The sequence below is a fragment of the Aurantibacillus circumpalustris genome (assembly GCF_029625215.1).
Classification (GTDB): Bacteria; Bacteroidota; Bacteroidia; order B-17B0; family Aurantibacillaceae; genus Aurantibacillus; species Aurantibacillus circumpalustris.
Window position 1 is genome coordinate 3910012 of the sequence record NZ_CP121197.1, and the last position, 25820, is coordinate 3935831.

Annotated in this window: 22 protein-coding genes and 1 tRNA gene; 9 read left to right on the plus strand and 14 right to left on the minus strand. The window is 34.8% G+C overall.

Annotation, left to right across the window (positions count from 1 at the left end):
* Window positions 1-34: 34 nt before the first annotated feature.
* The 3 genes from P2086_RS16260 to P2086_RS16270 all read right to left on the minus strand — a co-directional run bounded on the left by P2086_RS16260 (window position 35) and on the right by P2086_RS16270 (window position 2351).
* Window positions 35-640: a TetR/AcrR family transcriptional regulator gene (locus P2086_RS16260; RefSeq protein ID WP_317897812.1), complete on the minus strand. Its 606-nt coding sequence runs from the start codon at window positions 638-640 to the stop codon at window positions 35-37.
* A 121-nt stretch (window positions 641-761) separates the two neighbouring features.
* Window positions 762-2012, minus strand: a complete 1251-nt coding sequence (locus P2086_RS16265) for a site-specific integrase (RefSeq protein WP_317897813.1) — start codon at window positions 2010-2012, stop codon at window positions 762-764.
* 246 nt (window positions 2013-2258) lie between these two features.
* Window positions 2259-2351, minus strand: a tRNA-Ser gene (locus P2086_RS16270).
* Between the two features lie 624 nt (window positions 2352-2975).
* On the opposite strand from P2086_RS16270, the gene P2086_RS16275 reads away from it, so the two are divergent.
* Window positions 2976-4391, plus strand: coding sequence for an ATP-binding protein (locus P2086_RS16275; protein ID WP_317897814.1), 1416 nt, complete (start codon window positions 2976-2978; stop codon window positions 4389-4391).
* A gap of 3 nt (window positions 4392-4394) precedes the next feature.
* On the opposite strand, the gene P2086_RS16280 is transcribed toward P2086_RS16275, so the two are convergent.
* The 5 genes from P2086_RS16280 to P2086_RS16300 form a co-directional block, all read right to left on the minus strand.
* On the minus strand, window positions 4395-5255 hold the full coding sequence (locus tag P2086_RS16280; protein ID WP_317897815.1) for a competence protein CoiA: 861 nt from the start codon (window positions 5253-5255) through the stop codon (window positions 4395-4397).
* Window positions 5256-5301: 46 nt separating this feature from the next.
* The gene (locus P2086_RS16285) at window positions 5302-5649 is read right to left on the minus strand and encodes a hypothetical protein (protein ID WP_317897816.1); all 348 of its coding nucleotides are present in this window, start codon (window positions 5647-5649) and stop codon (window positions 5302-5304) included.
* Window positions 5650-6042: a hypothetical protein gene (locus P2086_RS16290; protein ID WP_317897817.1), complete on the minus strand. Its 393-nt coding sequence runs from the start codon at window positions 6040-6042 to the stop codon at window positions 5650-5652.
* 9 nt (window positions 6043-6051) lie between these two features.
* On the minus strand, window positions 6052-7092 hold the full coding sequence (locus P2086_RS16295) for a hypothetical protein (RefSeq protein ID WP_317897818.1): 1041 nt from the start codon (window positions 7090-7092) through the stop codon (window positions 6052-6054).
* 76 nt (window positions 7093-7168) lie between these two features.
* Window positions 7169-7540, minus strand: a complete 372-nt coding sequence (locus P2086_RS16300) for a hypothetical protein (protein ID WP_317897819.1) — start codon at window positions 7538-7540, stop codon at window positions 7169-7171.
* A 241-nt stretch (window positions 7541-7781) separates the two neighbouring features.
* Between P2086_RS16300 and P2086_RS16305 the strand changes: the two genes are divergently transcribed.
* Window positions 7782-9062, plus strand: coding sequence for an IS4 family transposase (locus P2086_RS16305; protein WP_317897820.1), 1281 nt, complete (start codon window positions 7782-7784; stop codon window positions 9060-9062).
* 112 nt (window positions 9063-9174) lie between these two features.
* Here P2086_RS16305 and P2086_RS16310 read toward each other — a convergent pair whose 3' ends face one another.
* On the minus strand, window positions 9175-9792 hold the full coding sequence (locus P2086_RS16310) for an SCO family protein (RefSeq protein WP_317897821.1): 618 nt from the start codon (window positions 9790-9792) through the stop codon (window positions 9175-9177).
* A gap of 105 nt (window positions 9793-9897) precedes the next feature.
* On the opposite strand from P2086_RS16310, the gene P2086_RS16315 reads away from it, so the two are divergent.
* From P2086_RS16315 to P2086_RS16325, 3 genes are read left to right on the plus strand one after another with little or no spacing between them, the layout of a single operon-like run.
* Window positions 9898-11262 carry a hypothetical protein gene (locus P2086_RS16315; RefSeq protein ID WP_317897822.1) on the plus strand — a complete coding sequence of 455 codons (1365 nt, stop codon included), beginning with the start codon at window positions 9898-9900 and terminating at the stop codon, window positions 11260-11262.
* A 28-nt stretch (window positions 11263-11290) separates the two neighbouring features.
* Window positions 11291-12340, plus strand: a complete 1050-nt coding sequence (locus P2086_RS16320) for a flavin reductase family protein (protein ID WP_317897823.1) — start codon at window positions 11291-11293, stop codon at window positions 12338-12340.
* An 11-nt stretch (window positions 12341-12351) separates the two neighbouring features.
* Window positions 12352-12852: a hypothetical protein gene (locus P2086_RS16325; RefSeq protein ID WP_317897824.1), complete on the plus strand. Its 501-nt coding sequence runs from the start codon at window positions 12352-12354 to the stop codon at window positions 12850-12852.
* Window positions 12853-12854: 2 nt separating this feature from the next.
* On the opposite strand, the gene P2086_RS16330 is transcribed toward P2086_RS16325, so the two are convergent.
* Window positions 12855-13904 carry a cysteine desulfurase family protein gene (locus tag P2086_RS16330; RefSeq protein ID WP_317897825.1) on the minus strand — a complete coding sequence of 350 codons (1050 nt, stop codon included), beginning with the start codon at window positions 13902-13904 and terminating at the stop codon, window positions 12855-12857.
* Window positions 13905-13959: 55 nt separating this feature from the next.
* Here P2086_RS16330 and P2086_RS16335 point away from each other — a divergent pair, with 55 nt between their 5' ends.
* Together P2086_RS16335 and P2086_RS16340 are read left to right on the plus strand one after the other, a co-directional pair.
* The gene (locus P2086_RS16335; RefSeq protein ID WP_317897826.1) at window positions 13960-14826 is read left to right on the plus strand and encodes a DMT family transporter; all 867 of its coding nucleotides are present in this window, start codon (window positions 13960-13962) and stop codon (window positions 14824-14826) included.
* Window positions 14827-14834: 8 nt separating this feature from the next.
* A complete protein-coding gene (locus tag P2086_RS16340; RefSeq protein ID WP_317897827.1) occupies window positions 14835-15806 on the plus strand; it encodes a glycosyltransferase family 9 protein in 972 nt (323 codons plus the stop codon).
* Here the strand turns inward: P2086_RS16340 and P2086_RS16345 are convergent.
* Window positions 15798-19328: a S8 family serine peptidase gene (locus P2086_RS16345; protein ID WP_317897828.1), complete on the minus strand. Its 3531-nt coding sequence runs from the start codon at window positions 19326-19328 to the stop codon at window positions 15798-15800. The genes P2086_RS16340 and P2086_RS16345 overlap by 9 nt on opposite strands.
* A gap of 186 nt (window positions 19329-19514) precedes the next feature.
* On the opposite strand from P2086_RS16345, the gene P2086_RS16350 reads away from it, so the two are divergent.
* Both P2086_RS16350 and P2086_RS16355 read left to right on the plus strand, forming a co-directional pair.
* A complete protein-coding gene (locus P2086_RS16350) occupies window positions 19515-20459 on the plus strand; it encodes a Ppx/GppA phosphatase family protein (protein ID WP_317897829.1) in 945 nt (314 codons plus the stop codon).
* Between the two features lie 6 nt (window positions 20460-20465).
* On the plus strand, window positions 20466-21617 hold the full coding sequence (locus P2086_RS16355; protein ID WP_317897830.1) for a sigma-54-dependent transcriptional regulator: 1152 nt from the start codon (window positions 20466-20468) through the stop codon (window positions 21615-21617).
* A 74-nt stretch (window positions 21618-21691) separates the two neighbouring features.
* Here P2086_RS16355 and P2086_RS16360 read toward each other — a convergent pair whose 3' ends face one another.
* From P2086_RS16360 to P2086_RS16370, 3 genes are all read right to left on the minus strand, one after another.
* A complete protein-coding gene (locus tag P2086_RS16360; protein WP_317897831.1) occupies window positions 21692-24013 on the minus strand; it encodes a hypothetical protein in 2322 nt (773 codons plus the stop codon).
* A gap of 236 nt (window positions 24014-24249) precedes the next feature.
* Window positions 24250-24849 carry a leucine-rich repeat domain-containing protein gene (locus P2086_RS16365; protein WP_317897832.1) on the minus strand — a complete coding sequence of 200 codons (600 nt, stop codon included), beginning with the start codon at window positions 24847-24849 and terminating at the stop codon, window positions 24250-24252.
* The gene (locus P2086_RS16370) at window positions 24846-25784 is read right to left on the minus strand and encodes a bifunctional riboflavin kinase/FAD synthetase (protein ID WP_317897833.1); all 939 of its coding nucleotides are present in this window, start codon (window positions 25782-25784) and stop codon (window positions 24846-24848) included. The genes P2086_RS16365 and P2086_RS16370 overlap by 4 nt, the downstream gene beginning before the upstream one ends.
* Between the last annotated feature and the right edge of the window lie 36 nt (window positions 25785-25820).

The window sequence follows — 25820 nt, forward strand, 5'->3', positions numbered from 1 at the left end:
CAGTTAATTGAACTAAGTTATATTTAGAAATGGATTAAATAAAGATCTGATTGATGTAAGATTTCAATATATCTTTTGAGAAGTTGATGTTTGTTGCATATTTTGGTGTTACAAAGTACATCCGGTAAATGCCTAATATCAATGCAGTAACATGTGTCGCGGTTTCTAAAGGTTTAATACCATTTCTCAGCTTACCTTTCTTATGAGCTTGAACGAAGAGTTTGTTTAATTCCTCAAGAAAGAACTCATTGAAATTTGTTTTATCATGCATGATGTGACAATCAACTTCCACTTCAACTCTGAACCAGGTAAGAAGAATTACTTTTCTAAATCGTTTATTGTTGTAGAAATTATCAAGAACATTAAAAAGTAAGTGTCCTACCTTTGCCTTTTCATCACCTTCTTTAATAAAAGAGTCAACTATGAGACCGGAAATAAAGTCAAGTTCTTTGGCGATTACTTGTTTAAAAAGATCTTCTTTATCATTGAAATGAAAATAGAAAGCGCCTTTAGTGAGATTGATCTTAGTTATTATATTGTTTGTGGTTGTCTTGGAGTAACCTTTTGTAATAAATACATCCAGAGCGCTTTCCATGATGCTTTCCTTAGTTAGTTGAGCATCTTCTTTAGTTCTTTTCATTTAGGTAGTTTGTGTATGGTTTTACATGCACGAAAGTATGTAAATTTTTATAACGTAAATCACCTTGTCGCATTTTTGCAAAGAAATAATTATTAAAAGGGGTATGCTGATAAAATAGCTTTTACACGGCTGATGTTAATCCGTGTTGATTTATATTACCCGTTTTAAATTTCTCTTTTAGTATTCTCATATCTTCGCTTACTTTTCTATCCACAATTTTAGCATAGTGTTGTGTGATTTTTAAATCTTTATGTCCAAGCATTTTACTCACACTTTCAATAGGAACACCGTTGCTTAATGTTACTGTTGTAGCAAACGTATGGCGGGCAGTATGAAATGTGAGAGTCTTAGTAATTCCAGCTAAGTCAGCGATTTCTTTTAAATAAGCATTCATTTTTTGGTTACTTAGTACTGGCAGCAGTAATCCTTTATTGTTGCATACGGGATCATCTTTGTATTTATCTAGAATTGCTTTAGCAATTGGTAGAATTGGAATATTACATTGTGTTTCCGTTTTTTGACGAAATGCATAAATCCAGTCTTCGCCATCAATGCCTTTTACCACATTATTCAAACTCAGCTTTTTTAAATCGGCATATGCTAAACCAGTAAAACAGCTAAAAACAAATATATCACGCACTTGATCAAGGCGACCTGATGGAAAAATCTTGGTAGTTATGGCTTGTAGTTCATCTTCATTGAGATATACACGTTCTACTTCTCTTGTTTTTGATTTAAAATTTACAAAGGGATCTTTAGTCAACCATTCATTTGCGATACAGATGCGTATTATTTTACTAAAGTTTTTGATGTATTTAACTGTAACGTTATTTCCACATTTTCTCTCTGATCTCAGATAAAATTCAAATCCTGTGATAAAAGCATGATTTACGCTTCGAATATCTAAATCCGAGACATTAAATTGCATTTTCATGTAATCTGTAAGGTGTTTTAAGGTTGTCGTGTATCTTTGTAAAGTTCCGGCAGCATATTCCGTACCAAGGAGTTTCTTCATTTTAGAGTTGTGATCTTCAAATACGGTAACTAGTGAATAACGTTTTTCCTCTCTACCAGTTAACTTATTTCTCATGTTATCAGTATTCACTGGCTGACCATTCCGGATAAGCTCAGTTTGGTAATCATACACTTTTGCCCGAAGAGCATCCAAATAACTATTAGTTGCTTTTGCTTCCTCAGAACCAAGTTTTACTTTTCCAGCTTGTGAAAGCCACTTTGTATCCTCTACATACCGTTTTGTGCTAATTTCGACCCTAAGCCCATCGATGGTGACTCTCATATAAATTGGCGCCAATCCATCTGTTGTTGATTTTGTTCTTTTTATATAAAAAAGAATTGAAATTTTAGTTTGCATCTTTCTCCACCTTTTATGTTGTTAAATTTAGGTTCTATCAAAACACTGTACAAGATGTTCAAATTCTGAACTGCTTGATTTTAAAGACTTCCAGATAAATTCGGTGTCTCTAAAAGGGTGGAAATCCGGGACACCGAATTTGACACCTACAGGTTACGATTCCATGAAAGATTTGAATAATGCTAAAAACAAAAAAGCCCGTAAATACTGAGTTTTACGAGCTTTTGATTTGTTTTGACTTTCGTCTGGCGGTCAGGGGGGGATTCGAACCCCCGGTACGGCTTAACACCGTACGTCGGTTTAGCAAACCGGTGATTTCAGCCACTCATCCACCTAACCAGTGGTATTCTCTTACTTTGTTAGGTGAATGGCTTTCGCTCCTACTCGCTCAATTGTCCACAGGACAATTGACGTCCACCTAACCAGTGGCATTTTCTTATTTTGTTAGACGGATGGCTCTCGCCCATTCTCGCTCAATTGTCCACAGGACAATTGCCGTCCACCTAACCAGTCCTTTATCATTTGATAATCCTAAATTATGCCAATGAATTTTGAGTGGCAAATTTAATTAATTTTTATTTATGTTGGACTTTTTTTTTCAATTATTACACAATAAAATTTGGTTTTGGTCTAATTCCCTTTAAATCTGAAATATATATATTTTCAACTGTTTGCCAGCAACCTAAAAAGTCTAGTGCCAATTTAATTCTTAAGGCCAATTAATAAATTTATGTTTACCAATCTGCGGTTTATTTTTTTTATTTAAGTGTGAAAAGTCAATTAAGCAATTTTCTCCTGCATAAATTCGATGCGTTTGGTTTATTGTACCTAAGCAGTAAATTTAATTCCATCGAATCAATTTGGCTATAAGTTAATAAAAACACTAATATATAGCCAAATTAAAATTACGTATTTCGCTATATGTGTATAATATTGTATATTTATAGCCAAATTGAATTTCAAATGATTATTGGGAGAATAAAAGAAATTGAACTTCTAAATAAAAATTATAAATCGTCTAAATCTGAATTTATAGCGCTTTACGGAAGACGTAGAGTTGGAAAAACTTATTTGGTACGCACGTTGTTTAAAAAAGAATTTACCTTTCAATTAACAGGTCTCGCTCAGGCTGGTCTTCAAGATCAACTAATCAATTTCAATATGGCCGCTCAAGAACAAGGCCTCCTGAAAAAGAAAAAAAATGCTACTAACTGGATGGAAGCGTTTCAACAAATACGTGAGGGTATTCAGAGGTCTAATCAAAAGAAAAAGATAATTTTTATTGATGAACTGCCTTGGTTCGATACCCCTCAAGCTTCCTTTATACCAGCCCTAGAGCATTTTTGGAACAGTTGGGTTTCTGCTCGTAAAGATGTACTCTTAATTGTATGCGGTTCTGCTGCTTCATGGATGATTCATAAACTCATCAATAATAAAGGAGGATTACACAATCGCGTAACCCAAAAAATAAAAATCGAACCATTTACATTAAGTGAATGTGAACAGTTACTCCGGTACAAGAAAATAAACATAGATAAATATCAAACAATTCAGCTTTACATGGTGTTAGGGGGTATTCCCTTTTATTGGGATGCCGTGCAGAAGGGACAAAGTGCAGCCCAAACAATCGATAAATTATGCTTCGACGCGAATGGTTTACTTACAAGTGAATTTCAGAATCTATATGCCTCCTTATTTAGCAAAGCTGAAAGACACAAAGCAATTGTGCTGGCCCTTTCCAAAAAAAATAAAGGATTAACGCGCTCTGAAGTAAGTCAAAGCAGCAAACTAGCTAACGGTGGTGGGCTAACAAGACTTCTAGATGAATTAGAAGAAAGTGGTTTTATAAGAAAATACACCCCATTTGGTAAAAAATCACGCAATAGTTTGTATCAACTCAGTGATTTTTTCACTTTGTTTCACTTAAAATTTATGGAAGGCCAAAAGTCTTTTGCTAAAAATTATTGGGTAAAAATGATTGATCATCCAACTCAAAGAGCTTGGAGTGGTTATGCTTTTGAGCAAGTTTGTCTGGCTCATATTCTCCAAATTAAACAAGCGCTAGGAATAAGCGGCGTTGAAACACAAGTATCTTCATGGAAAACACTTTTAGAAAAAGATGGTGCGCAGATTGATTTAGTGATAGATCGCCGAGACGGTGTCATTAATCTTTGTGAAATGAAATTTTCAATAAACCAGTTTAGCATCGACAAAAAATACGATTCGGTGTTGCGGAACAAAACTGGTGCTTTTAAAAGGGAAACAAAAACACGAAAAGCCCTTTTTATTACTCTTATTACTACCTTCGGCTTGCAAAACAACGCCTACTCTGGCAATATACAGAACGACTTAAAAATGGATGTTTTGTTTCATCCATAAATTTTAATTCCCACAATACTTCTCAGCAAACTTCAATTTTGATATTTTAGTACCGACACCGGATTTTTTTCCTATTCCGGAATTAACGTAATAAAGGAATTCTACTCCAAAATCAATAAATACAGGTCTTGCTGTTCCTTGCCATGAACGGCGTGGATGTTCCCAAATAAATTCTGTTTTACCAAAACTATAGTCTTCATTGTTTTCCTTGTATAAATCCAGTAATTCAAAGTTCAACTTAAGAACAAATTGTTCGCGATTAACAAACTTGTGTTCTGAAAGGTTCAAACTAAACACTTTTTCTTGTATGTTATGGGTGAGTCCATTCCTCACCAATAAGTCTCTTACTTTCTCGTGTTTTACCTGCCAGTCTTCGATAATGAGTGAATTTTTTAGTGCTGGATAATTCGTAGCAGAGAATTCATCAAGAATATGAATTTTCCAATTTTTCAAATACGCTTCGTCAAAAATTTGAAACGTATCTTTAAACTTTATGCCGTTAATGACCCAAATCATCTTATCACCATAAAAATTTTCACGCGTTTTAATTATCTCTGACGAAATAGGTGAATTTTGAAACTCAAACACAATTCCCTCTTTATTGATTACATCAGCAATGTGGTAAATGTCATCCTTTTGAACTTTTATTTCCGAATCATCTTCTCCAAATAATTTCTTCCAATCTCTGTGCCATTGGGTCTCTGGCTCCGACCACGAATCGCAATTTTCAGATTTTGTGTGCGACCAATGCCACACATTTTTCGCACCACATTTCGCTAAAACTTCTTGTTTACAATGCAGACAAATACCTTTTAATTTAGGTTCTGCTTCCGCCCTTTGATTATTATAAATAGCAAACTGCATTAACTTTTATCTCGCAAAAGTAATGAAATGATTCCGTCGCAAAAATTCAATTTCTGGGAGCTCCCGCATCTAACCAACATTTTATTCTTTCTCGATCTTCTAAACTAAGTGCCGATCTCTTGGGCATATCTTTCGTGTACAATACACGTTTCGAGAGAGTGCCGTTATTTACCCGAATAATTAACCCCTCATATGTTGTCAAATTTCCATTCGAAGACTTTGCATCATGACAACCGGAGCTTGTACAATTAGCGTCAATTAAAGGCTTAATTGTACTTGTGTAGGAAGCATTTATAGAAGAACAATCCAGATTCTTGTACTCGTCTTCCTTTTTACCACAGCTCCAGTTGCAAATGCAATTGACAAAAAAAAGTAAATAAATTAGTTTCTTCATTTAATGACCTACGTCCAAAGTTACTTCTTTCAGTTTTTTTCTTTCGCTCCACTTTATCTCTGTTGCCATACCTCCTGAAACTTCTTTGTTGGCAATACTATCGTAACCCACCGCGTATAAATAGTAATTACCCGCTCTAAGTCCTTCTACATGCACATGATTCTCATCCTCTTCACCCAATAATTTAAGATCGTAATTTGAAGTTGGATCAGATGGTTCGCTTTTTGCATCAAACTTTACATAAAGCGTGCTGGCCTTAATTGGTGTATCGTGATGATAAACCAACACATGAATTTCTGCATCTCCACCAATATCATTTTTCTTGCATGAATAATTAAAGGCTAATAGAACAGTTGAGAGTAAAACGAATTTTGCATTTTTAAGTGTTTTCATATTTGTTTTTTAAAAGGTTAATGACCATGAGGTCGTAAATAAATTTTTTGTTGGCATTTGAAGTCCGTTAAGCTTTTGAAAGAATGGTAAACCATACTCAAAACTCAGCCGATTTTTTTTAAGGAACCCTCTTTTGCCGTTGAGCGAGGAACCGAGATGAATAAAAGCTTGCAGTCCCCCATAATTAGAAGGATTAGCAGCTATTTCTTCACATGAGTTTAATGAAGGATCTCGCCCATTAATCTTATCTGAATAAAGAAATTCTGCTCGTAAAGAACTACTAATCACTCTTAGCCATTTTAGAGAAGTCCAAGCATTAAAGTTTAATTCATTGCCCAGTTTGTATTCGTTGGAGTTATAGTAAGGCCTCAAGATAGAGCCAAGCTGGACACTCCAAGTTATTCTGTTCTTTTTTTGGATATAACTTAGGCTTGGCATTAAATCAAAACTTCCTGAACCTAACTGCATGTCATAGGGATACCGTTGATCTGCATACATGGCACTGTGCTGTGCTCCTTGAGCGTTAATACTTCCAAACGGTAAATTTAATCCCATGCTCAGTAAAAACTCTTTCTCTGATTTTTTTATCACAGACCAAAGCACATAGAGTTTCATATCGCCCAAGCCGTTAGTAGACATGCTATGCCTGTGAAATTTTGTTCCAGAAGGCATAGTCATTTCCATGTAATTACTTGTGTAATGAAACATGCCCATCAAGGTTATTTTATCACTTAAACCGTACATAAGCATCAGCATGTGCATATCCATCTGCATGAGGTCGGGAGAGGTTCGGTAATTTAAGAGCACATCAGTAGCATTGATTGCTTGTGATCCTTCTAATAAACCGGACATGTTCATCCGCATCATTCTGTACGAAACCATCCATTCTCCTTTCATGTGAGTGTGGCTAATCATAACACCAGCTGGAACTTCATACTTGTTGCAGGAGCAATACTCTTCACTTACACAGGTAGTGTCGGAATAATTTTGTTGCGCTTTTATAGAGCTACCAATTAGTAGCCCTAAAAGCAAGATTAATTTACAATACATTGCAGGTATAGTTAGATTATTTCAACATGTATCACCCTTGTGAATACGTAGTTTAATTAAATAAAGTTTATTGAAACTATGCTAACTGCGGTGGGCGAAATACCGACTTAAGAGACGCTTCAGGTAATGAAGCATTGTATCGAGAAAAATTAAAAAGAATTAGTTCGTTTGAGGTATTGATAAATTCATTAGAAAATGATTTTTGTGAATAGAGTTGAATGCTTTGTTTTTTTAAATCTGGAAATTTTTTCTCGCTTTGTTCTTTTTCCTTCAATTTTTTAGTTAAGAAACATTTTCCTTTGCAAATAGAAACTGCATCGAAACGGTTGACACAAAGGTTTTGGGAGATGTATTGTTTATTCGCATTATAATACCCTAAAATAAATAAACCAGAAACAGACTGAAACAGGATAAGGGCTAAAAATAATATTGAGAATATATTTTTCAATGTGATGCAAAGGTACTGCCAAAAAATTATTATGGCAAATAAATTTACCAGCAATTAGACAGTAGAAGTCTTTGAAAAAGACGAGTATCTGTCTTAGTGCTGGTAATCCCTCCCGATAGCTATCAAATTGGCGTCAAGGTAATTCTAATGAAATTAACTTTTATGTATTGATAATTAAGAAGATAGAGGAATAAAAAAGTTTCCTGCTTGCTGTATTTTAATTGCGCTAACAAAACAAAATATGCGCACAGGAAACCATTTCAAAAATAAAATTATCTCTTTAAAAGAAAGACTAAAAGAATTAAGAATTTATTCACTTTCTCATTCATGCAATTTTCAAAAGCGACGAACCAAAAAAATCGATCCTTTAAATTTGATTTTGAGTTTTTACAATTGTAACCTAAATGGTTCGTTTTCTCTTTCTGGCTGGGCTTTTCATCTAAGTCAACTTATAAATAAACCGATTTCGAAACAGGCTATTTTTGAGCGAGTTGATGCTGATTTTATAAATTTATGTCGCGAACTTTTAAATAGATCTTTTAATTCTAAGCGCACGGTAAATAAATTCATGAAAAAATTCAGTAATGTTTACATTCAAGATAGCACCTGTATTCACTTACCAAGCTCATTGTATGAATTTTATCAGGGAAATAAAACTTACACAGGTAATCACTCCGTTGCGAAGATTCAGGTTATCTATAATTTAATGAAGAATACATTTGAAGAACTAATGGTTACTTCTTTTACCAGAAATGATCAGGCAGCTTCCGCTGACATCTTGCAATATATTAGCGCGGGCGACTTAATAGTAAGGGATTTAGGTTATTTTGTTTTAAGATCTCTTAAAGAGATTCTTAAGAAAGGAGCGCATTTTATTTGTCCATTACGAAAAGATGTTCATTTGTTTTTCCCACATAACAATCAACTCATTGATTTGAAGAAGCTATTAAAAAACAAAAAGTATTTGAAACAGACTGTTCTTTTAGGTAAAGAAGAAAAAGTACCTGTTACACTTTTTGCAATTAAATTAGATCGTAAAACAGCAAGCTATAGACAAAAATGCGCTATTCAGGATCGTGACAGAAGAAAAAAACTTACAATAGAAAAACTTCATTTATTAGGATGGGATGTTTTTGTAAGTTCTTGTGCAGACCTTGAACCACAAGTAATACAAGATATTTACAAAATAAGGTGGCATATAGAAATAGTTTTTAAATCATGGAAAAGTCATCTAAAATTAGAAAAAAACATCCCTAAAAGACTAAACCGACCATTTATTCCTGAAGCAATTATTTACCTCACCTTACTTTTGACTGTCTTATTTATAATGCCTGTATACCGACTAGCAATAAAAACATTTAAGGGTATAAGCTTAATAAAAACAACAAGATTTATTGTAGGATTAATGCCGCGATCGGATTGGACCTTAAGTCAAGTACAACTTAATAACAGTCGAAGATTAATAACCTACGAAACAAGGAATAGAGCGAACTTTACCGATAAAGTGGCATTTTTAACTTGACGCCAATTCGATAGCTATCAGGATTGTGCTTAAAGGTTTATTTAAAACATTGATAATAAGCCTTACAAACACTTAATCGCAGACAGTTCTTTTTTGAACTGTCAGTCTAGGATTAGAATTGTTCTTTTAATAAGAGTTTTATATCCGCAATAAGGCGTTCGGTTTCAGAAGATTCTGTACCATTATATACACCGCGAATATTTTTATTTTTGTCAATCAATAATAATCCACCACCATGCACGAGCCCATCAGTCTCCGTGCTATCGGGATAAGCTATTGTAAAATAATCTCTTTCAGCCATTTTATAAATGCTATCCTCATTTCCGGTAACAAAATACCATTTTTTCGAAGATACACCGAGATTTTTCGCGAACTCATTTAATTTATAAATACTATCCCTTTTTGGATCAATTGTATGAGAAAGAAAAAGAACACGCTTATCATCATTAAAAGCTGTATATACTTTTAGCATTTCAATATTCATGAGTGGACAAATGGTGGAACAAGAAAGGAAAATAAAATCAGCTACATACACTTTACCTTCAAAATCTGAAGAGTTTACTGTCTGATTTTCTTGATTAATGAATGAAAATTTTGATATTTTTGGATAAACACTTTTTCCATCTACAATTATAGGATTACCCAATACAGGAAGCTTTTGTTCCTCACTGGTATTGCATCGCACAAGCATTAAGGATGCAGACAGTAGCAATATTCTAAAGCACTTCATTGAACGAAAGTAAGAAAATTACATTTAAAAGAATGGGCTAAATAGAGTCCATTTTAATTTATATTTGTTCGATCTAAACCTGACCAAAGTATCATTAACAATCTAATGAAATATTTTAAACTGCTTTTTGCTGACATAGTTAAAAGACCCTCTTTATATTTCTTTATATTTCTTATTGTTTTTGCAATCGACCGCCACCACCGATTTGAGGCTAGTGAAGACAAAAACTTCGGCCCCTTTTCAGGAGATGTATTGGAGTATTACACATTCCTCCCAGAATATTTTTTAGACTATAGGCAAGTAGACGGGATTAATTTTGAAACGAACAAACGCACAGTAGGTATGGCAATCATGTATGCACCGTCTTTCCTTGTAGGTCATTTCATTTCAACAATTACCGAAGACCGTCATACCGGTTACACCTACCCCTACCAATACTGTATAAGATGGGGCAGCATCATTTATTGTTTTCTTGGTTTATTTTTTTGTAGAAAAAATCTGCTCTTCTTTTTTAAGGAACCCATTGTTTTAGTAGCACTCGTCTGTATATTTTTTGGTACCAATCTATTCTATTACACCTTTTCAACGGGTGAGTTTGCTCATGCTTATTTATTCTTTCTGTATTCTGTTTTTATTTATGCCACACTAAAATGGATTCTTTTTAAAGAAATACGATTTATTTTATTAATTGGATTTTTAACGGGATTCATAACATTAGTAAGGCCGACAGGAATTATTATTCTACTCATTCCACTTCTATTTAATATTAGTTCGCTCGACGATTTCATAAAACGCCTTAAGCTTTTTTTTGCCAAAAAAGGATTACTTTTCTTTGCCCCACTCTTATTTAGTATCCCACTCCTTTTCCAATTGCTGGTATGGAAATTAACGAAAGGACATTTTATTTATTACAGCTATGGAAAAGAACGTTTCTTCTTTAACGACCCACAGATACTTAATTTTTTAGTTAGCATTCGAAAAGGCTGGCTGGTATACACGCCAATAATGGTCTTTTCTTTAATTGGAATCTTATTGTCAAGAAAATATCTTAAGGAATTTTTTATTCTACTTTGTGTTTTCTTTTGTTTGAATGTATATATTCTGAGTTCATGGTGGGACTGGGCCTACGGAGGGTCATTCGGTTGCAGAGCTCTAATTGAATCTTACGCACTCTTGATTTTTCCTCTTGCAGTATTTATACAATTTGTTTGGGAATTCAATGCAGAAAAAAAATGGTTGAATAGAAGTCTGCTTACTTCTGTTCTTGTAGTTTTTTATCTACTTATAGAGTTTAATATCTTTCAAACATGGCAATATAAATATGGGCGAATTCATTGGAGTGGAATGAATTGGGAAACATACAAATATATTTTTCTCAAAGACATAACAACAGAAGAAGCAAACTATTTAAATACCAGATATACTCCCCCAGATGCCGACGAAATGTTGGAAGGGAAAAGGGATGAATAAAAGATAAACTTTTCATAATTAGTAATCTATGGCAAACGACACACTTATTAAGAAAATAAAAATTAGCGCGATTATTCAGGAAACAGAACATGCTAAAACTTTTGTGTTTGAATGTTTGAATGGATGGAAGCCTTTATATAAACCCGGGCAGTTTATCACACTCATTTTTTATACTATGACAGGTGAAAAAAGAAGATCGTACTCGATTTCATCCACTCCATCATTAAATGGAGAACTAAGAATAACCGTTAAAAAGGTTGATAACGGAGAGTTTTCCAGATATATGCTTAGCCATTTGATGGTTGGAGACGTTCTCAGTACTTCAGGTATAAGCGGCTTGTTTATACTTCCAGAATCTATTTCCTTAACTAATCATTTTTGTTTTATAGCCGCCGGAAGTGGTATTGTTCCATGCTTTTCATTAATCAAAACAATTCTTGCAACTACAAGCAATGAAGTAACACTCATATACAGCAATAAGAATAAAGAAGAAACTATTTTTTACGAAGCGCTACAAACTTTACTGGAAAAACATGCAACTCGGTTTAAAACTCGTTTTTTATTTAGTGATAATAATGATCTCTACAATAAGCGCTTGAGTAAATGGCTTTTAGAACAATTGCTGCAAGAGTATCTTGGTAGAAATATTGAGAACGCTTTGTTTTACCTCAGTGGTCCGCATGATTACATGCAAACCGTTGAGATTACTTTAAGAATTCAAGTACCCAAAGAAAAAATAATTAAAGAAAATTTCAGTTCATTTCCTCGCTTAATACTTCCAGAACCTCCCGACAAAAATTCACATCATGTAAAAATTCATCTTAATGAAAAAGTTCACACCATTCGTGTTCAATATCCTAAATCAATATTAGCGGCTGCAAAAGAACAAAACATTGAGCTACCCTATAGCTGTGAAGCCGGACGATGCAGTAGTTGTGTTGCAACATGCACCAAAGGAAAAGTCTGGATGGCCTACAACGAAGTTTTGGTAGAAAAAGAAATTGAAAAAGGAAGGATTTTAGTTTGTCAAAGTTTTCCAATTGACGGCGACGCTGAAATCGTTTACGATATAAATTAAATCCCAATACAATGAAAAAAATCACAACACTTAACTGCTTGCTACTGTTATTTTTTAATTATCAAAGCAAAGCGCAACTCAAATTAAAACAGTATTTAGTTGCAGCTCCTGTAATGCTGGTTACAGGAATGATTGATGGTACAATCGAAAGTATTAATTATCATTATGAAGACGGATTTAAACTAACCTGTCCGAATGCCAATGATCAATTTTGGAATCCGGCAGTAAGTTGGAAAAATAAATACAAAAACAACGATCCGGCTCAAGGTCAAAAATTTATTGGAAGTACGAACGTTTTTGCTTTTACTACCGACGCTTATCATTTATTAAGAACAACCAATCGAACACTCACAGGCGTTGCAATGGCATATTACATCAATCAAAGTTACCGGGAAAAGGAACTTACGAAGAAAAAAAAATGGTTAAAAATAGGGGCTGATTTCCTCATTCTAACTGCTATTAGAACTGTGGGCTTTCATTTCACCTATTCTTTATTATTCAGAAAGCAATAATATTAACGTAACATTTCTTCCACAAAAGACTTCACTTCATCCAATGTGTTATTTTTTCCGAATGAAAAACGAAAAGAATTTTTGATCTCCTCGGCATTCAAACCCATTGACTGCAAAACATAAGACGGTTTTTTTACGTTATCAGCAAAGTCAAAACGCTCTTTGAGTAAAATTACTTTTTCAGAATCAGCAAAGGTGATATTGCTGGTGTTATACAAACGTGTTCTTGTACTGCCATTAATGGTTAAGCCCTGCAAGTCGAGCAACTGATGTTCGAAATAGTTTTTTAATCTCGAAATATGAGCGCTGTCTTCCCAGTAATTCTTCGAACTAATTTCGGCAGCCAGTCCAAATCCTGCAATTTGCGCCAAACTCAACTCCTGTGTATAGGCATGTTTTATTATGTCCATTAACTCGGCATACTTTTGATGAATGTACAAGACGCCAATACCAGCGGGTCCATACATTTTGTGTGCACCAAAAGCAATACCCGAAAAGCCAATTTCCTTGGTATCACACCTTACTTTACCTGCAAACTGCGAGGCGTCGCTGAAAAATAAAACACCATTCTCTTCACATATTTCAGCTATTTCTTCCACCGGTTGAATGACGCCTGTTTCATTATTGGCTGCCATTAAACAAACCATAATAGTGTCTTTTTTAATAGCTTTTCGAAACTCTTGAAGATCTATTAAACCTTCTCTGTCAACCCCAAGTCGCGTAACCTCAGCATCCTCTAACTCCAGTTCCTTCAAACAATCTAGCGTTGCAAAATGTTCTGTTACATTGGTAATAACATGCTTCCCTTTGGTCTTTAAGAAGTTAAAACCTCCCTTTATAAATAGGTTTATCGATTCTGTAGTACCTGAAGTAAAAAGTATTTCAGATGAAGCCGCATTTAAAAGATCACCGATTTGCTGTTTTGCTTTAGAGGTTACCTCTTCTTTGCTCTGTTCTGATTTTTCAATAAGACGCATGGCTTCCGCAACCGATTTATCTATTTGGGTTGTGCGGTTATTATTAAAATAAATTAAATTGCTAATCCTGTTCATTCAATTAACTTTGCATTCGTAAAAATTGTTTAAAGGTATAAATAAACACTATTTGTTGCTCCATGTAATCGTCTTTATATGGGGATTTTCACCCATTTTAGGTCGCTATATTACAGCTAATGCATGGCAACTGGTTTGGTTTAGAATTCTCATTACTGTAGGAGTAATGTTTCTGTATCTAAAATTCACCAAACATAGTCTAAAAATTTCTTCAAAACATTTTTGGCAATTAAGTGGCATCGGTCTAATCATTATGGTGCATTGGCTTGCTTTTTACGAAGCAATTAAGGTGTCGAATGTTAGCGTTACCATGGTAGCTTTTAGTACCGGAACTTTATTCAGTTCTATTATTGAACCAATTTTTTTTAAAAGACGCGTTAGGTTTTACGAATTGGTAATCGGACTCATTATTATTGCTGCTATTACCATGATTTTTTCGATTGAAACAGAATATTGGTGGGGAATTACTTTGGGTATCATTGCGGCTTTCACATCCTCTTTATTTGGTGTGTTCAATAGTATTCTTGCCCATCAACTAAAATCAGGTGTTCTTAGTTTTTATGAATTAAGCGCTGCTGTTTTTGGTTTAACTATTTTTATTTTTGTTAAAGGAGATTTTAATTCAAGTTTTTTTGTTTTAGACAACGCTTCTGTAGTTGGAATTTTAGTGTTAAGTATTGTTTGTACGGTTTTTCCTTTTATCGCCGCTGTAGGACTTTCAAAGCATATTAGTCCCTACACTATTGTTTTAACCGTAAATTTAGAAACAGTTTATGGTATAATTTGGGCCATTTTATTTTTTAAAGAAAACCAAGAAGTTAAGCCATCATTCTACATTGGTGTATTTATCATATTGTTTGCCATTTTTTTAAATTCGTATTTGAGGAAATTAAGTGACCGTAGAATGAATCGGATTCCATAAATTTAAGCGTGCAAAAAATTCTGATCATACGTTTTAGTTCTATTGGCGATATTGTGCTAACTACGCCTGTGATAAGGTGTTTAAAAGAGCAATTACCTAAATTTGTAGTGCATTACGTGACAAAGGATGCTTTTAAATCTATTTTAGAATCGAATCCTTATATCGATAAACTACATAGTTTCAAAAAAGATGTTTCGGAAATATACTCAGATCTAATTAGCGAAAACTATGATCTTGTAATTGATCTGCACAAAAACCTAAGGAGTTTACGCTTAAAACAACAGCTCAAAACAAAAAGCTATTCTTTTAAAAAACTTAACGTTCAAAAATTTCTGGCCGTTAATTTTAAATTAATCAAAACTCTACCGACACTTCACATTGTTGATAGATACCTTGAAACAGTAGCAGAAATTGGTGTGAAAAATGACCACAAAGGGTTAGACTTTTTTTTAAAAGAAGAAGATAAAGTAAATACAAAAGATTTATTTTTTAGTAATACCGAAACTAAGTTTATTGCACTTGTTGTTGGCGGATCCTATTACACGAAAAAAATTCCTGTAAATAAGTTAAAGGAGATTTGCGCGTCGGCCTCACTCCCCGTTATAGTGTTAGGAGGCCATGAAGATATTTCGATTGCTAAGGAACTCAAAAAAGAATTTTCCTACATTATAAATGCTTGTGGTATTTTTTCAATCAATCAAAGCGCTTCACTAATTCAGCAGGCTGAATGGGTTATCACCTCAGATACTGGTTTAATGCACATTGCTTCAGCATTTAATAAAAAAATAATTACCGTTTGGGGAAATACAATTCCCGAATTTGGTATGGGGCCCTATTTGCCGAACACTGAAAATAAAATCTTAGAGATTAAATCTTTAAGCTGCCGTCCTTGTTCGAAATTAGGTTACAAAAAATGTCCTAAAGATCATTTTAAATGCATGAACGATATCGACTATTCTTTTATTAAAAAATTAGTCTAGTACTAGTTTCTTAACCAGCTTTTCTTTGCCTGTTGATATTTCTAACAAATATACGCCTCTTGGAAATTCTCTTAACTCAAGATCAACTGAATCTTTAATGCTCTTCTTATCAATCATTAATCGTCCTAGAGCATCATACAACTTAATGTCAAAACTAAAACCTGCAAACTCAACACTTACATTGGCTTTAGCGGGATTTGGATAAATTAATATATTAGAATTAGCAACAGGACTTTGAATTCCTGTGTTAAAAGCAATACAGGCATCTGCAGAAGAAGCACAAGTATTAGCGTCTGTAATAATAACGGTATAACATCCCGAAGCTAGCTGTGAATTTGTATTGGAAATGCCTCCAGATGGAATCCAATTGTATGTATAGGGAGCAATTCCGCCATTAACAGCAACAGAAATTGCACCGTCCTGGCAGTTTGGACAGGATAAATTTGTTGAGCTTACAATCGATTGTAATGGACTTGGTGATTCAATCGTAAAAGTATCCATTGAAGAACAGCCGCTTGCGTTATCCGTTGTGGTTATTGTGTATAAACCTGCACAAAGGTTTGTGCAAGGTAAACTGGTGCATTGGCTATTGTTTAGACTATAAGAATAGGGTCCTGGACCACTAGCAGTAATCGCATCTATAACTCCATTGCATTCACCGTCACAAAGTGCATCAGAAAACGAAACCGCTGTAACAGGTTTTGGAATAACTGTAACTGTAACAAATGCATTCACAAGACAAGAATTATCTGAGCCAATAATCGTATAAGTTGTTGTTGTACTTGGTGCTATCATAATAGATGATGGACCTGCTAAACCATTCCATGTATAGGAATTGGCACCTGTAGCAGTAAGTGTTCCTATACTGCCACTACACAATGTTGTAGAATTCGCGGTTACAGTAACTGTAAAATTTGGTACTCCAACCACTACACTTACGGTTTGTATATTGACGCATCCTGGATTTGAACCGATAACTGTGTAGATGGTACTTACCAAAGGAGAAACTTGAATAGGATTATTTACAGGCCCCGCAGACCAAGAATAGCTATCAGCACCACTTGCACTCAATGTTACCGTTGCACCTGCACAAATACTTCCACCAGGACTTGCTGTTATACTAATATTAGGTGCAGCAACAACAGTAATTGTGCGAGTTATTGAAGCTGTAGAAGTACCGTTAACACCCAAAATATTAAATGTATAGTTTCCGGCAGTTGCGTAACTTACACTCGGGTTACTAGAAGTTGACGTAGCCGGAGATCCACCCGGTAAACTCCAGGTATAATCACTTGCACTTAGGCTGGTATTTGTGAATGTATAAGGTAATCCAATGCAAACTGTAGGTGAAGTACCCACATTAAGAGTTGGCGTTGGAAATACAAGATTGATATTGTCTAAATAAATGGGCTGACCATAGTGCCCTCGATTTATAAAACTAAAACTCACATTTCCCTGGCCAGCTGTTGGGATCGAAATATCAATTGTATCTCGACGCCATTGGGTGCTTGTAGGAACAAATTGATTGCTTTGATCAGACTTAGTAGCTAAACCTGTACCTCCTTTTAAATAAATGCTAGTCCAGGTAGTCCCACAATTTGTGGAAACCTTTACTTCCAGTGAATCTGAAAATGTTGCATCATAACGCGCATAAGCCACATCAAATCTTAAACGTGCATTAGCAACATTGCTAAAATTAAACTTCGGAGTACGCATTTCATCACGCTCACCAGGTGCATTCATTGTAAAATTATCAAACATGGCGCAGGCGGTACTTGTTCCAAAGCCACCTGCTGTTGTGGTGCGCTGCCAATAAAGATTGTCGTTCCAGATATTATTAGCTACCCAATTGGTCGGTAAAAAAGTAGTCGCTTGAAATCCTTCAGAAAAGGGCAAAGATTGCGGATTACTAACAGTTACGTAAGAAAGTTTTGTTTTGGCATTTGATCCATTTCCATTGGTCACAGTTAATGAAACTGAATAATTACCCGGTGTTGCCCACATTACAGAAGGATTAGAAGATGTAGACGTTGCAGGTGTTCCACCCTGAAAAGTCCAACTCCAACTAGTAGGAAAATACAAAGAACTGTCTACGAATGGTATGGAAACATTCGGACACGTATTGGGAAGAAATGCATAAAAATTAGCAACAGGAGGCAATGCAGAATAAGTAGCCGCACAATTCATGGCGGCGAAGGCATCAATTCTTCCTGCGCCAAGTAAATTACCAGATACATAAGAAGAATTACCACTCAGCGAGTAAATATTCACTGCTGTGTTAGAAATACAATTTAAAACATCACTCCGTGTCATACCCGGACTTTTAGAGAGCATTAATCCCGCCAAACCGGCAACCATTGGAGTGGACATAGAAGTTCCGCTATACGAAACATATGCCGGTGTGCCGCTATATGGCACAGTACTCAAAATATTGTTTCCCGGTGCACAAATGTCTACCCAGGTTCCATAATTTGACAAGGACCATTTAATATCTGAAGCATCAACAGCCGCAACGCAATACACATGATTATACGCACCGGGATAATTGGGAGTGCTCGTATTTGCATTGCCAGCCGAAGCAATAATAATGCAACCGCGATTCCATGCATAATCAATTACGTACTGTTCGGTTTGCGAAAAACCGCCTGTATTATTTCCCCAGGAACAAGAGATGATTTTTGCTTTGGCTTTTACTGCGTAAAGAATGCCTTCATAACCTAAATCTACAATGCTTCCGGCACTATTGTCAAAGGAACATTTCACGGGAATTATTTTGATACCCCAACCAATGGAAGCGACTCCTATCGAATTATTGCTGCTTGCGCCGGCTATTCCAGCACAATGCGTGCCGTGATCTTGACCTAAAGCTGTAGGACTGGTAATCCCGTCCATTCCGGCAACATCATAACCGTTAATATCATCAATATACCCATTTCCATCGTCATCAACTCCAGTAATGCCTCCAGCTTCTAATGTGTTGGTATAAGTGTTCCCTATCAAATCAACATGTGTATTCATCACTGCATTATCCACAATTGCTACTGTGATATTTGAATTTCCACTAAAAACATTCCAGGCATTTTGTGCATTAATTTGATTGAGGTGGGTTGATCCATTTACGCTTGCAAACAAGGCATCATTCGGTGTAATATCTGTTTTATTTAAACTAACTTTTTCAGCGTATTCCACACCGGTAATTTGAGTTAAGTCTTCAATTAAAGTATTTACCTGATTAATTTTAGAAAACTCTAATTTCAAAATAAAAGGAAGGTTGTCATCATCACCTACCTGATAAAATGGCATGTGAGCCTTAGTAATACCATGTTTCGATATAAGTTCTTTAATAACCCCTAATTTTGCAAGCGGGATATTCTTCGGATCCTCATGACTTATCGCTTTTAGTGAAGCTTTTCTGAATTTAACGTAAACTCTTCCATCAACATATTTGTCAAAAACAGTTTGAGAATAACCAAGATTAAAGCAAATGCTTAACAAAATCAGAACAGTTAGCTTTTTTTTCATAGATGCGGATAAATTTCTTTATAAATATACTGAATTGAGCCTAAACCAAAAAGCTCTTTACTCACTCAAACGCCGGGCTTGCTCAAAGATTTCGACGAAAAAACCAATTAATTTATAAGATTTATAAAGTCTCTTAATTAAAAGTATTTATATTTAGACTTATCAATAGTTTTGATTTAATCTTTTATGAGAATTGCGATTATAGATTGCGGTACAAATACATTTAATTTGTTGATTGTAGAATTATTAGATCGTAAAAGATATAATAAAATTTATTCGACTCGCGTTGCCGTAAAATTAGGTGAAGATGCCATCAATAAAGGATATATAGCACCGGAACCTTTTGACAGGGGTGTTGAAGCTATTCGTATTTTTACTGAAAAATTCATTGAATATTCTGTAGATAAAACACTCGCATTTGCAACATCTGCCATCCGTGATGCCAGCAATGGTCTGGCCTTTGTAGAAGCTATTTTTAAAGAATTTAATATTGAAATCTCAATAATTGATGGCAACCGCGAAGCTGAATTGATTTACTTTGGAATTAGAGAAGCGATTGAGTTAAACGATCAGATTTCTCTGATTATGGATATTGGCGGAGGAAGCAACGAGTTTATTATTGCCAATAATAAAGAAATATTTTGGAAACAAAGTTTTAATATTGGTGCAGCCCGCATTCTTGAAAAATTTAAACATTCTAATCCGATTACCGAGTTTGAAAAAAAAGAAATTCAAAATTATTTAACGAAAGAGTTAGCGCCCTTAAAAATTGCCGCTAAAAAATTTACTCCAAAAGAATTACTAGGTTCTTCCGGCGCTTTTGATTCTTTGGTAGACATGATTCATGGGGAATTGGCAGGAGAGCCTCTTACTGATTCTAAAACAGAATATACCTTAAATATTGAACAGTATCATGCTATATCCGACCTGGTAAAAGGCTCAACACTTGAAAAACGCAAAAAAATAAAAGGATTGTTGGCAATAAGGTTCGACATGATTGTTATTTCATGTATCATGATCGATCATATTTTGAATCTATTAAACATTAAAAAAATACGCGTCTCCACCTACTCGCTAAAAGAAGGTGCGCTCGCAGAATTTATTCACGCTTTAGGAAATAAAACAGTATAATTAATCATGGCAAAGATTTTAGTGATAGATGATGAAAAGGCTATTCGCCGTTCAATTAAAGAAATTCTTGAATTTGAAAAACATACCATTGATGAGGCTGAAGATGGTCAAACCGGTCTAAACATGGCTCTGAAAAATAACTACGATATTATTTTAAGTGATATTAAAATGCCAAAACTAGATGGTACAGAGCTTTTGCAAAAGCTTATCGAAAACGGAATGTCTAGTTCTATTATTATGATGAGTGGTCATGGTACCATTGAAACAGCTGTGGATGCTGTAAAAAAAGGTGCGTACGATTATCTAGCCAAACCCATTGATCTCAATCGTTTATTAGTATCGATTCGAAATGCACTAGAAAAAGGAGATTTAGTAACCGAAACAAAGATCCTTAAGAAAAAAATAACCAAGAGTGTTGATATGATTGGTAACTCTAAAGCTATTCAGGATATAAAAGATGTTATTGAAAAAGTTGCGCCAACAGATGCCAAAGTGCTTATAACAGGGAGTAATGGTAGCGGAAAAGAATTGGTAGCAAAATGGTTACACGAAAAAAGTAACAGAGCTAACGGTCCGCTAATTGAAGTCAATTGCGCAGCCATTCCATCAGAATTAATAGAAAGCGAGTTATTTGGTCACGAAAAAGGTTCCTTTACAAGCGCAGTAGCACAACGAAAAGGTAAATTTGAATTGGCAGAAGGCGGAACCTTATTTCTTGATGAAATTGGCGACATGAGCCTGAGTGCTCAAGCGAAGGTTTTAAGAGCCTTACAAGAAAATAAAATTACCAGAGTTGGTGGCGACAAAGAAATAAAAGTAAATGTACGCGTGATTGCTGCTACCAATAAAGATTTAGAAAAGGAAATAGAAAAAGAAACCTTTCGTCAAGATCTTTTTCACCGACTGGCAGTAATTCCAATACATGTGCCTTCGTTAGATGACAGAAAAGATGACATCCCCGTGCTTGCTGATTATTTTTTAGAACTCATCTGTGATGAAATGGGAACCGGAAAAAAAACCATAAAGCCCGATGCTATTGCAGCCTTGCAGGATCGGAAATGGCTAGGTAACATTCGTGAATTTAGAAATGTTATCGAAAGACTTATTATTCTTGGCGGTAAAGAAATTTCGATAGAAGATGTAAAACAATTTGGGTAAAATTAAGCTAAACTATTAGCCAGCTAAAAAGCCCTCACATTTTTGCGAGGGCTTTTTTTTATTTTAAATTTTGTTTAGTTGGAATGACCTGACATAAAATCTATCATAATTAAATCTTCTAAAGTATAACGTTTGCCATCGACAAAAGCTATTACCCAAGCATCTTTCTGACCTTTGCCAATTGCTTTTTGACGATGCGATTCAGCTTGTTTTAATGTAGTGTACTCGCTTTGAGTAAAACGGGTAATACCATCAGGATAAGAGTCTGACTCAACTTTACCTAAAGATTTTAAAGCGCTAGCGGTAAAATTTTCAGGATTTCTATAAGCACCAATTTGCACTTTAAATACAATATTACTTGCACAATAATTTCCAGCTAAAGACAATAATTGTCTGTAATTAGCATCATCATTTAATGACTTACCTTTCAAATTACTAATGTCTGGTAAGTTACTGTTGCATGGTCCGGACGATTTAGCTGCGGGTGTTGATGCTACTTCTGCTTTAACTTGCTTTACAGCATTCTCCTTTTTCGGCGTAGTTTTCTTTTCATTAACTGGTGGGAGGCTGAGTAGAGGATCTACTTCTTTAACCGGTGCAGCATTTGCAACTTCTTCTTTTACTTTTTGTTTCACTTCTTCCTTAACAATCTCAACAGGCGTTTCCACCTTAGGAATTTCTACAACCGGTGTTTCTACTTTAGCAATCGGCTCTGTTTTTGGTTGTTTTTTAGGAGCTTGAACCTTTACAGTTGTTTTTACACCCGATTGTTTTGGCGGTGAAGAACTTGCTGCATAAGCCGGAGTATACATGTAAAAATCTTTCACTTGCTCCATATAGCCACCAATATCCTCAACATCTAAGTCTTCTTCAATAAAATCATAACCTTCGGCACTTACCTTAATTCTGTATATAAAACCAGGACTTAAAGCCATTAAATATTTCCCCGTTTTATTATCGCTAATATAAGGTCCTATTTTTTCCTTTTGAGCAGTCTTAACCACTTCAATCTTCGCTTCCATTTTACGATCATCGCCATAAACAGTTCCTTTAATCAAAGCTACAATTGGCTTCTCACCTAAAATTCCCGGTGTAACCATATAAATATCTTGAAGTCCCAAAGCTCCACCTCCCGTGCGATCACTACTAAAATAACCTTTATCACCTTTAGAATTAATTACATAATATCTTTCATCTTCGGTTGTATTTAATGGAATTCCCATGCTTTTTGGTTTTGTCCATTCATTTCCTTCTTTTATAGAGAACATAATATCATATCCACCAATACTTTGATGCCCTTTCGAACTGAAAAACAAAGTGATACCATCAGGGTGAATAAAAGGAGCATCGTCATCATAAATCGTATTAATATTTGGTCCCATGTTTATAGCTGGTCCCCAATCACCGTCAATGTTTTCACTCATCCAAATATCTCTTCCACCAAGCCCTTCTGGTCGCTCGCTTGCAAAATAAAGAAACTTTCCATCAGCAGAGATCGTACAAGACCCTTCCCAAAAATCCACACTGTTAATATTGGAGTTTAAAGCGATAGGCGTAGTGTATTCATTTCCTACAAGCTTACTTACCATGATATCTCCTGGATTTTGAGCGCTACTTAAATAGGTAAATAACGTTTGCCCACTTGGAGAGATTGCTATTACAGCATCTTCACCTGGAGTATTTAAAATCGTTAAAGGTTCAGGCTTATTCCATTTAGTATCACTGGCATCACGTGTAGCCATAAAAATATCAGAACGGTACAAACCATTTATTGGATCTGATTTCCCGAAATCGTTTAATTTACCGCCAGTACTCTTATTTCCAACATAAGTATAAATAAGTTGAGATTCATCAGCTGTAATAATAGGAACACCTTCTAACTCAGTAGTGTTAATAGGAGGTCCTATGTTCTGAATTTCTGCTACAATTTTGTTTTCCATCAAATACAAGCCATTCTCGCAGTTTGCAATAGTTAGAGTAACATCATCCAATAAAAATTTATCTTCTTTTCTAGTGCTTTTGCTCAATAAATCAACTAAAGGTTTAAGCGTATTTAGACCTTCATTAAATTTATAATTACGATGGTAAGCTTTACCTAAATATACCTCAACCTCAAGCGTATTGTATTTGGCTTTCATATCCTTAAAAATCTCAATTGCCCTATCTTTTTTCTCAGGATAATTTAAACAACAAATTCCAAGCTTAAACTCATAATCAATCTCTTTCGGATACCGCGAATGCAGCTTATCGAAAATCTCATAGGCCTTTATGTATTGATGCGTATTAAGGGCATCGTAGCCCTGATCTTCAAGCGTACTTTTAGATTGAGCACGCATTTGGCCCGAAAACAATAATAAAGCCAGTGCCGCAATGTAATAAAAGGTATTTTTCGCCATGTGAATTGTGTGTAAGTTATTCAACCATAAAAATTGTAATTAAAGGGCTCGAAAAAGCGGCTCTAACCACAAACTTATTAAGAGTGTATTGTTTAATACCTCAAAAAAGCTTATTTGATGCCTGCATTTTCGCAATTAAGCGACTTAATTTAATTGATAAGGTGTTACTCTTTTGGCGCTCTTATGAAAAACGTCGGTTTTAAAATGGTTCCTTTAGATTACCTTGTAACAAAGGCTTACCAACTGCAATTGCAAGGAGGGCTGAAGAAAATTGTTGTGTTCGGTAACATGTTTTGGATATTATCCTGATGTGTTTGAGGAATAAGAATATTACGAAGGTCCATAATACGTAAATTTTTCAGTTTTGAAAGTGTCTCTGGGAAATAACTTAGATTATTGCTCCATAGATCAGCAATTTCTAAGTTTTCAAGATCGCCAAAACTGTAAGGCAATACGCTTACCTCATTTTGATTTACATTTAAACATCTTAAATTTTTTAATTGTCCAATGTTTTTCGGTAACATTTCAAGCCCTGTTCTGCTAACAATTAAATATTGGAGATCTTTAAACATTATAATAGAGTCTGGAAGCTCCTTAAGACTATTTTTACTGAGATCGAGGTATTGAAGATTTTTAAACTGATAGATTTCTTTTGGGAAAGATTTATACTTCTTTTTTCGAAGCACTAATTTAATTACATTATCAGGATCTGCTAAAGCCTCCTTTAAATCGTCATATTCTGCATAATTAGCCAGTGTTATAGAATCAAGAAGGGCTTGTGAGGAAGCTGTTAGTGAAAATAGAAAAAGAAAAATTATACTAAAGTTTTTAATCATGAGTAAGCAGGTATTAATTTTAAACTCGTTTCTTTATCTAAATCAATTCCTTTTTTTAATTCAGTTAAGTTAGCAAACTTTTTCTCATCTCTTAAACGCTTAAGAAAATTTAATTTTATAACCTTTCCGTAAATATCTTCATTAAAGTTAAAAATATTTACCTCTAGTTTAACCTTGTTGTCAGAGTCTGTAGTTGGATTAATTCCTATACTCATCATTCCAAAATATTTTACTTCGCTAATAAAAACCTCCACAAAATAAACTCCTGTTTTTGGAATTATTTTTTCTTCACCTTCAGGTTTTATGTTGGCGGTAGGATATCCTAAAGTGCGTCCCAATTGTTTTCCTTGCACCACTTCTCCAGTTAAAGAGAAGGGGTGTCCTAAGAAGTCCTTCGCGTGTTCCACATTTCCTTCATCCAAAGCCTTACGTATTTTGCTACTACTTATGGCAATATGATCAATATCTCTGGCGCTGATTTCTTCCACCAAAAATTTTCCTTGAGTAGCCAATTCCTTAAGGGAATTAATATCTCCGCTCCTATTTTTTCCAAACTTATGGTCATAACCAATAACGAGATACTGTACTTTTAAACTCCGCAACAATACCTCTTCTATGTAAAAAGGCGAATCGGTTTCTGAAAAACGCTTTGTAAAAGGATAAACAACTGTTACATCTACACCATACTCATCTAAGAGTTCTAACTTTTCATCAATAAGTGTAATCAATTTCAAGTCTTTCTGCTCAGGAAATAATACCTTACGGGGATGTGGCTCAAATGTAAGAACCACGGTTTTAAGTCCCGTTTTTTCTTTAAGCTCTTTTAAGCGTTCCAAAATTTTTTGGTGACCTAAATGCACACCATCAAAGGTTCCAATAGTCACTATTGTTGGGGACTCTATTCTAAAATGTTCGGTGTTTTGAATAATTAGCACAGTGCAAAAATAAGTTTAATTTATTTAACGGCAGTT